The organism is Candidatus Egerieousia sp. (genome assembly GCF_056211015.1).
Genome location: NZ_JBAELF010000003.1, coordinates 1 through 9,269 on the forward strand (window position 1 = coordinate 1; position 9,269 = coordinate 9,269).

At 47.8% G+C, this 9,269-nt stretch carries 7 protein-coding genes; all 7 read right to left on the reverse strand.

What is annotated here, in order from left to right:
- A partial coding sequence (locus AC06L3_RS00140; protein ID WP_475668598.1) for a phospho-sugar mutase occupies nt 1–1,490 on the reverse strand: 1,490 nt, incomplete at its 3' end.
- 58 nt (nt 1,491–1,548) lie between these two features.
- Nucleotides 1,549–3,807 carry a S9 family peptidase gene (locus AC06L3_RS00145; protein WP_475668599.1) on the reverse strand — a complete coding sequence of 753 codons (2,259 nt, stop codon included), beginning with the start codon at nt 3,805–3,807 and terminating at the stop codon, nt 1,549–1,551.
- 65 nt (nt 3,808–3,872) lie between these two features.
- On the reverse strand, nt 3,873–5,309 hold the full coding sequence (locus AC06L3_RS00150; RefSeq protein ID WP_475668600.1) for an ATP-dependent DNA helicase: 1,437 nt from the start codon (nt 5,307–5,309) through the stop codon (nt 3,873–3,875).
- Nucleotides 5,310–5,321: 12 nt separating this feature from the next.
- A complete protein-coding gene (locus tag AC06L3_RS00155) occupies nt 5,322–6,770 on the reverse strand; it encodes a TrkH family potassium uptake protein (RefSeq protein ID WP_475668601.1) in 1,449 nt (482 codons plus the stop codon).
- 7 nt (nt 6,771–6,777) lie between these two features.
- Nucleotides 6,778–7,542: a CHASE3 domain-containing protein gene (locus AC06L3_RS00160; RefSeq protein WP_475668602.1), complete on the reverse strand. Its 765-nt coding sequence runs from the start codon at nt 7,540–7,542 to the stop codon at nt 6,778–6,780.
- Between the two features lie 25 nt (nt 7,543–7,567).
- Nucleotides 7,568–8,272, reverse strand: coding sequence for a YggS family pyridoxal phosphate-dependent enzyme (locus tag AC06L3_RS00165; protein ID WP_475668603.1), 705 nt, complete (start codon nt 8,270–8,272; stop codon nt 7,568–7,570).
- The gene (dapF, locus tag AC06L3_RS00170) at nt 8,272–9,102 is read right to left on the reverse strand and encodes a diaminopimelate epimerase (RefSeq protein ID WP_475668604.1); all 831 of its coding nucleotides are present in this window, start codon (nt 9,100–9,102) and stop codon (nt 8,272–8,274) included. The genes AC06L3_RS00165 and dapF overlap by 1 nt, the downstream gene beginning before the upstream one ends.
- Nucleotides 9,103–9,269 lie beyond the last annotated feature (167 nt).

The window sequence follows — 9,269 nt, forward strand, 5'->3', positions numbered from 1 at the left end:
AGTTCAAGCATTATTCCGGCAATTTCCTCAACTCCTGACTTGCCCGGCTTTGTAACTGAAAGCAGGGACTCCATATACAGTCCGAACTCGGAGTATATCTTCTGCAGGAAGCCGTAGAGGGTCATTCCGTTCTGCGCACACCATGCGGCACACTCTGCAACAAGCGAACAGGTGATAACGGAATCCTTGTCACGGACGAACTCTCCCGCATTGAATCCGTAACTTTCCTCGCCTCCGCAGATGAATGTACGCTTCACGGCACCGTTCTCAGCCTCCACATTGTTCTGCTCAACAATTGCTGCAATGTATTTGAAACCGGTAAGGACATCGTAGCACTGAACACCGAACTTCCTGGCAATGGCTGTCAGAAGTTCCGTGGTCACAATGGTCTTGATGATATATCCGTTCTTCAAATCCCTGCCAAGCTCCTTCCAGCGGCTGAGCATATAATAAGTGAGGATTGAAGCGGTCTGGTTGCCGTTCAGAAGTACCATTTCATTCTTCTCGTTCCTTACTGCAACGCCAACCCTGTCCGCATCCGGATCGGTGGCAAGAACTACATCCGCATTCACCTTGTCCGCAAGGGCCACAGCCATTTCAAGAGCCGAGTGCTCCTCCGGATTAGGAGATTTCACGGTTGGAAAATTACCATCAGCAACACACTGTTCCTCAACAAGATACACATTTTCAAAACCCATATCCCTCAAGGCTGCCGGAACCTGTGTTATTCCTGTTCCATGCAGAGGAGTATATACAAAGCGTATATCCTTATGTTCCGCAACTGCCTGAGGGCTTACATGCAGGGTCTTGAGATCCCTCAGATAGTCCTTGTCTATCTCTGCGCCAACCAGCCTGATGTCACCGCTCTCAACGGCTTTGCCATAATCCCCCCATTTCACCTGCGACGGGTTCTCAATCTCAACCACCTTTGCAATTATATTGCCATCGTGCGGAGCTATGATCTGGGCTCCGTCCTCCCAGTACATCTTGTAACCGTTGTATTCCTTGGGATTGTGCGATGCTGTTACCATCACACCTGCATTGCACTTGCCCCAGCGTATTGCATAGCTGAGTTCAGGAGTAGGACGCATATCCTCGAAAAGAAGGACCTTTATACCGTTTGCCGCAAAAATGGCGGCGGTCACCTTGGCGAATTCACGGCTATTGTTCCTTGAGTCACACGAAATGGCTACTCTGAGCGCCGTATTGGAACTTCTCTTGAAATCTCCACGTTCAGCGTTGATATGCAGATAATTGCATATTCCCTGTGTGGCCATTCCAACGGTATATCTGTTCATTCTGTTGGTACCTGCTCCCATTATGCCGCGCAGACCGCCGGTACCGAATTCAAGATTCCTGTAGAATGCATCTTCCAGAGCTTTCCTGCCATTGGCGCTGCTGTCATCGAGCATTGCCTTGACCTCAATTCTTGTCTGCTCGTCAAAAGCCTCTGAGAGCCATTGCTGAGCGTTTACCAGATATTTTTCCATATATTGATATTCTTTTTGAATCGTTAACAATTTCTTATCCGCTTGAACCGCCGGAACATTACCTGATGCTGTTCAGCAGTGCTTCCGGCGCCTCCTGTCCCTTGAGATGCCTGTACCAGAAAATCACGTCAGCCTTTCTACTGTGAACTCCGGCAAGGCCCCTGTAACCGTGATATTCTCCCGGGTACAGCATAAGGTCGAACTGTTTGCCGGCATCCTGAAGAGCCTCAATCAGATGCATTGTATTCTGAATATGCACGTTATCATCACTTGTGCCGTGGGTAATCTTCAAATAGTTGGTGGAATCACCCTTGTAGTTGGCAAAGCGCTTTGCAGCCTCCGTGCTGTCATAACCTGCAACATTGTCCGCAGGATGGTCCATGTATCTCTCCGTATAATGAGTGTCATACAGCTCATAGTCATACACGCCGCCGCCTGCAATTCCGTATTTGAAATACTGGCTGTACTGAGTAACGGCGATTGTTGTCATGGAGCCGCCGTATGAGAAACCGGTGATACCGATCTTGTCCCTGTCAACGCAAGGGTATTCATACAGTTTCTCAACCCATTTCACATAATCCTTGAACTCTATGTTCAGAAGGTTTCTGTGCAGATAGTTCAGGCCTTCCTTCCCGCAGTGGCCGCTTGCCCTGTGATCTATGCATATCCTTATGAAGCCATCATATGCCCACCAGAGGCTGGAAGCCCAACTGCCGTTCTTAGGAGCGGCATTGAACTGATCGAACACGGTTCCGGCATCAGGTCCTCCGTACATATCAATTATCACAGGATATTTCTTTCCTTCTTCCATATTCACAGGCCAGATAACCCTGGCAGGAATTGTATATCCATCCACATCGATGGTAAGGATTTCCTGTCTTGGAAGAAGGTAATTATCATAATCCGCTCCCCTGCAGTTCCATACGATCTTCTCTGCTGCCTTGCCATCACAGGTGGAGACTACAAGCTGATGAGGGGTGTTGCAATTGCTCCTTACGGCGCTGAAGTGTCTGTTGTCGGGACTGAGTTTTATGTCTGTCCAGTCGTATTGTCCACTGGTGAGCCTGGTTATCTTGCCTGTTCTGAAGGAACCGTCCTTGTTCACACCAACATCCTTGAGCGCAACCTTGTAGAAATCGTGTCTGAGAGAACTCTCCCTCCTTGCGCTGAAATAGATATAACCGCCTTTCACATCGACCTTTATGAACTGGGGGCTCCAGTTGCGGCCCTCGGTGATCTTCCTGAACACTTTTCCGTCAAAGGACTGGAAATAAATGTTCTGCCAGCCGTCGGTGTCCCTGATCACATAGAAGCCGTCCGTTGTGAATTGCATGTCCTCCATCCAGTCTATCCAGGTTTTCTGCTTTTCGTGATAGATGCTTTCCTTGCTGCCTGTCTGCGGATTCACGGTGTAGAGTAAAAGCTCGTTCTGCTCCCTTGGCATCCAAGGAACTATGAAGCGTGAACCGTCGGCATTCCAGAAAGGTATGCCAAAATACTGGTCATCCTCGCAGTTGAAATCAGCCATTACCTTTTTCAGAGGTGCCTGGCTTGTAATGTCTGAAACGTCCACTATGAAAATGCTCACCTTAGGGTTGGCGGTGCCGGCCTTAGGGTAACGCGTGCGGTTGACCTTGCCGTACTGACCGTCAAAATCAATGATAGGGAACATTGGCACATCGGTTTCATCGAAATAGTACCACGCAAGCCTCCTGCTGTCCGGACTCCACCAGAAAGCTATATAATCCGACGGCCTGCCCAGAATCTCCTCGTAATACACCCAGGAGGCGAAGCCGTGCTTCTTCACATCGCTTGCGTTGTTTGTAAGCTGATGTACAGTAGCTTTGGCATCATCGTAAACATACATGTTGTTCTCCATCACGAACGCCACCTTTGCAAGGTCGGGTGACACTACAAGACGCTGCACTTTTGTTTCAGCGCTCTTTTCATAGCGCTGCATCGTTGCGCGGAACCTTTCAACAAGTGCATCCTTTGCATCGTTCTTCACGGCCTCAGGCTCCGCAATTCTTTGGTCTGAAAGTCCGCTGCCAATCCTGTATGACATCTTCCGCACGGAATTGTCACAGAATCTCACGCTGAAGTTGAAGCCGTTATCCACCCACAGTCCGCTTGTTATTCTTGATCCGTTAAGAATGTTTGCAGGAAGTCCGCCAAGGCGCTGTTCCTGACTGAGCATTATCTTTGCCTCATCACCGTCCGCCACGGCTGGACCTGAAACCGGAACTGCCGCGGATATTGAAGCCGTTGCACAAACCGTCAATGCCATACACAAGAAATTACCGAATATCCTTTTCATATTTTCAACAATTTTTCACATTCCGTTCCAACGCTTTCGTGCAGCACTGGAATCAATCTATAAAGTTAATCATTTTTTGCAAAGTATCTGTCCTTGAAGTTCACGAAATACACTTTTTCCACCGCCCGGGTGAGAGCGGTGTAAAGCCATTTCATATCATCGAGCGAAACTTCGTCCTTCCAGAGCGAATTGTCAATGAAAACGCATCGCCACTGGCCGCCCTGTGACTTATGGCAGGTTATTGCCGTTGCATACTTGATCTGCAGCGCATTGTAATACCCATCCTCACGGACCGCCTTGATTATTTTCTTTCTGTTGTTTCCAAGCTCCATCTGATAATCGGCAAAAACGCCCTCGAACAATTGCTTCTGCTCTTCAGCCTGCAAGGAAGGAGAGTTGGAATTCAAGGTATCCAGAATGATCTTTGCCTTTACGTCCGCATTGTCGTAATCAGGGAATTCCAGCGTGGCCTGAGCGAAATGCAGGCCGTAACGCTCCTCGTGACCTGAAATAGAAACCAATTCCGCCACATCTCCGTTGGCTATGAAGTCCAATTCAGGAATGTTCTCAAGGAACTGGTAGCAGTTCTTCACCACCATAAGCTTGTCGCCCTTGACCAGCTGCTCCTCCTTGAAAAGCACGCTCTGCCTGATGCCCGCATTGTATCTGTTGGCCCTGTTGTTCGAACGGCAAAGTACAACAACATTGTCAAGGCCGTAATTGTCAATGGATTCTGAAAGCGCTTCTATAAGTTCAGCTCCTCCTATGCGTGCAATATCCTCGAAGCTGTCATTGAACCTGATATCCCCAAAGCCACCGCCCTCAATGAGATTCCGGAGCATTGTTGCGTTTGAAAGTATTCCGCTTTCCTTCTGCTGACGCACCACTGTGGTAAGATGGGCATATAGCACATTGCAGTATCTGCTCCTCAGGAAGTCAAGGTCAAGCGCCGGACTCCTGTCAAAACCGATGGGCGGCAGCTGTGCGGGATCACCCATAAGTATGAGCTTGTTTCCCGATTCGCAGCCAACGTATTCCACCAGATCATCAAGAAGGTCTCCGCTGCCGAAGACATTGGACTGCTCCGTTCCCTGTGAAATCTGAATGAGAGAACACTCGTCAACAATATATACGGTATTATTGTCCCTGTTATAGTCAAGTGTGAACTTCCCGAATGCATCATTCATTGATTTCTGCCGGTAAATCATCTTATGAATGGTGCAGGCCTTGCAGTTGGAGTAATTGGCAAGCACCTTGGCGCTTCTTCCCGTAGGCGCACACAGCTTGTACTTGATTCCGTAATGTTGAAGGCTTTTTATGTAAGAAGATATTGCGGATGTCTTGCCCGTTCCGGCATAACCGCTCACCAGCATGATGAAACAATCCCTGGAATCAGCAACCGTGAATCCGGCAAGTTCTTCAAAAAGATTCTTCTGGCAGCTCGTGGCCTCGAAACCAAGATTTCCTATCATCAGCGACACCAGACTTCCTTTCAAACTCATAAGCCTCCTCTCCTATTTCCACCTGTGAATCGTGAAAATCATTATGAATGAATATATTTCAAGACGGCCCATAAGCATCTGCACCGTGCTGAGGAACTTTGCCAGAACAGGGAACTGGGAGTAATTGGCCATGGAGCCTACGTTACCGAATCCGGGGCCTATGTTGCCCATATTGGAAACCGACGCACTGAATGCGTCCATGAAATCCAGGCCCATTGCCGTGAATATCACAGCCATTACAAAAATGATTGACATATACAGCACAATGAACAGATTTATGGATGAAACCAGTTCCGGGTCAATGATATGTCCGCCGTTCCTTACGTGAACTATTGCGTTTGGATGAGCCGTTTTAAGCAGCTGCGCGCGGACAGACTTGAAAAATATGAATATACGGTCCGATTTTATACCTCCGGATGTTGAACCCGAGCAGGCGCACTGAATACTGATATATATGAGGACAAGTATGACAAAATCCGGCCATACCGAAGTGTCGGCGGTTGCGAATCCCGTTGTTGTAATGATTGACACACATTGGAACAGACCATCCATGATGGCTTCGCCCCAGCTTCCGGCATTGCCAGAAAGTTTGATACCAATGATTATGATTACGGAAGCAACAAGAATTGTTCTTATGTAGAATTTAGTTACAGGACTCTTGAAAAGTTTGGGAGTCCAATGCGCCACCGTGGCATAAAGCAAGCCAAAGTGGATGCTGCCCAGGAACATGAACACCATAAGCACTATGTTTATGGCATTGGAATGGAAGGAAAGGATTGATTCGTTCCTGGTGCTGAAACCTCCTGTTGCCACAGTTGAGAATGCATGGTTGATTGCATCGAACCAGTCCATGCCGGCCAGCATCAGGGCAATCATTGCAACCAGTGCCAGGAGCACATATACACCGGCAATGATTATCACGGTTTCCCTGGCCTTGTACGAGTAGTTCTCGCGGCTCAGCGTATTTATTTCAATTTTGCTCAGTCTCAATCGGAACGTGCTGAGGTTAGGCATTATCAGCAGCATGAACACAACAACGCCTATTCCTCCTATGAAATGCGTTGAGGATCTCCAGAACAGCAGCCCATGAGGCAGAGCTTCTATATCCTTGAGAATGGTGGCACCGGTTGTTGTAAAGCCGGAAACGCTTTCATACCAGGCATTTATCAATGAAAACTCTCCTCCCCAGAGCACGTAAGGCAGCATACCGAACAGGCAGGAGAGCAACCATGCGAACACTATGATTGCAAAGCCCTCCTTGATTTTCACGGACTTGGAGCCACCGCGTACGAAAATCACCGGAAACAGACCTGTAACCAAGGTGATTATTCCGCTGAAGAACAAAGGAGAAAGCGCACTGTCGGCCCCGTAGATTAGAGACACCAGCGCCCCGAGCAGCATGAACACCGCATCAAACACAAGTGCCAGTCCGATATTTTTAGAAACTACGGTAAGATTCATGTCAATGCTACTGTTTCTGCCATTGTCTGTTGGAGTCTATCAGCTGCGCAACGTTATCGTTCAGCTCGGCAAGTTCATCGTCATTCTCAAGCTTCAGATCGTAACGCTTCCCGGCTTTAAGGTACAATGATATTCCGCGCCCTATCTTTATCAAAGGCGTAAGAATGTAGTAGTTCACGAAATAATTGAAAAGGAAGATGAGGACAATACCGGAGCACACCGCAACAATGCAAGGCATTATGCTTCTGTAAAAGCTTTCGCTCAGATTTTTCGTATTCTCACTGAGAAGTTCCTGACTTGTACTTGAAAGTTTCCTTATGTATTTGCAAAGCCTTACGTACGAAGGATAGAAGGATTTGAAATACCACTCGCGCCTGTCATCATAATGCCCCAGCCAGATGTGCGGTGCCTGCGCCATCATGTGTACGTAAGCCACGAAAGCGGATTTCACCGTGTCGGCAACCTCCAGTTCCCTGGTGTTGTCCGCTATACCATGCAGATTTCTCAACAGGTCAAGGAATCTGGTATCCTCCGCAACGTTAGGAACAGTAGGTTTGTACTCATCGTCAAGGCTCTCCAGAAGATTCACGGCATACTCGTCACATACCCCCTGCAAAGAATCGGAAATGTTTATTGACGACACGTTTATCTGCACCACCTGCGCTATATTGTTCCTCATTGTAATGAATTCATATATAGCAATGAGGCTGGACAGCAGCAGAATAGCCGCTATGATAACGAAACCGCTCCTTATTTTCCTCTTGATTTTCATATACTTCAATACGTTTATCCAAAAATCACCATATCTTGAATGGTTTGCTGTAATCCCTCTCACCAAAGATGGCAGTACCTACACGCACCAGCGTTGCCCCGTGTCTGAGAGCAATTGCATAGTCACCGCTCATCCCTATCGAAAGTTCCCAGAAGGCAGGCAAGCTCTCCCCCCACTGAGCCTTTATCTCCTTGAAAACATGCTCAATCTGAGAGAATTCCCGGTCAACCACAGAAACATCATCAGTGAAGGAAGCCATTCCCATCAGTCCGCATATTTCCACCGGCGATGGTTCATCAAGTTTCTCCCCGCCCATCAGAGTGCTGACGAAAGCCAGAAGTTCCTCTGCGGAAAAGCCCTGCTTTGTATCCTCGCTTGCAATATGCATCTGCAGCAGCACTCTGGTACTGCAGGAATTCCTCAGGCAGTAATCCTTTATCTGGAAATAAAGTTTCTCACTGTCAACGCTGTGGATTAGAGTTGCATAAGGAATGACCTGCTTGATCTTGTTGCTCTGCAGATGGCCTATGAAATGCCACTGGATATCCTTTGGCATGGCAACAGCCTTGGCGGCCATCTCCTGCGGGCGGTTCTCTCCGAAAAGTCTCTGCCCTGCCTGATAGGCCTCCATAAGCTCCTCCACAGGATGGAACTTTGAAACTGCAACAAGTTCCGTCCCTTCAGGAATGCTGCCGCGCACAGCCAGAAGTCTGTCCCCGATGGCTCCCATTATTTCTGCATATCTATCTCGGTGCTGAATACAAAGGTTGCAGGACCGGTAAGGAAGATATTGGTGAAACTGTTGTCCTGCTCGTTGAAATCGAACTCAACGGCGAGTTTGTCTCCAAGTGCCTCAATGTCATACTTCACGTGGGTGATTGTATCATTAACCTTCACGCATGAAGAATAGTGTGACCTTGTCTGCAACCAGGTGCAGATTGAGCTGGCTGTAACGCCTGTTCCGCAAGCCCAGGTCTCGGCCTCAACGCCACGCTCGTAAGTTCTTACCTTGATCTTGTTCTCGCAAGGCTCAACAAAGTTCACGTTTGTTCCGCCAACGAACTCGTGGTAGTATCTCCAGTACTTGCCCTTCTCATCAACAGGATAGTTGGCAAGATCCTTCACAAATTCAACATAATGAGGCGAACCGGTGTTGAGGAAGAATGACTGCTCGGCAAACCTGCGGCATTCCTTGAGGTCAACCATCCTGAGCCTTACAATGCATCTGTGAGGAGTGAAATCCTCAACTGTTGCAATATGGTAACCGTCAATGGCCTCGAACTCGAATTTCTTCACTCCAAGATGGGCCGCAAAGGCTACAAGGCATCTTCCACCGTTTCCGCACATTGTCCCTTCGGGACCGTCGGCGTTGAAATAACGCATTGAGAAGTCATATTTCTCAGATGGACCAAGTATCATCAGACCGTCACCGCCAATACCGAACCTTCTGTCACAGAGCCAGTTTATCTGCTCTGTTGTAAGAGAGAGTTTTCCATCGCGGTTATCTACAATCACAAAATCGTTACCAGCGCCCTGGTATTTGTAAGCTTTGAGTTTCATATTGTCAGATTTGAATTTTTATTATTCCTTAATTCCGCAACATTTTTCGTAAAAGATTGTCAAATGGCCTGATAAACAAAGGCTTACCAGGCCTTGACAATGTCAGAAATTTCACCTAACTTAGTGATTGCAATTCAAAATAAGGTTGTTATCACTGACATGGCAAA

Coding starts and splice junctions, on each gene's coding strand:
- dapF (WP_475668604.1), bottom strand. CDS start 9,102: ATGAAACTCAAAGCTTACAAATACCAGGGCGCTGGTAACGATTTTGTG.
- AC06L3_RS00145 (WP_475668599.1), bottom strand. CDS start 3,807: ATGAAAAGGATATTCGGTAATTTCTTGTGTATGGCATTGACGGTTTGT.
- AC06L3_RS00165 (WP_475668603.1), bottom strand. CDS start 8,272: ATGGGAGCCATCGGGGACAGACTTCTGGCTGTGCGCGGCAGCATTCCT.
- AC06L3_RS00160 (WP_475668602.1), bottom strand. CDS start 7,542: ATGAAAATCAAGAGGAAAATAAGGAGCGGTTTCGTTATCATAGCGGCT.
- AC06L3_RS00150 (WP_475668600.1), bottom strand. CDS start 5,309: ATGAGTTTGAAAGGAAGTCTGGTGTCGCTGATGATAGGAAATCTTGGT.
- AC06L3_RS00155 (WP_475668601.1), bottom strand. CDS start 6,770: ATGAATCTTACCGTAGTTTCTAAAAATATCGGACTGGCACTTGTGTTT.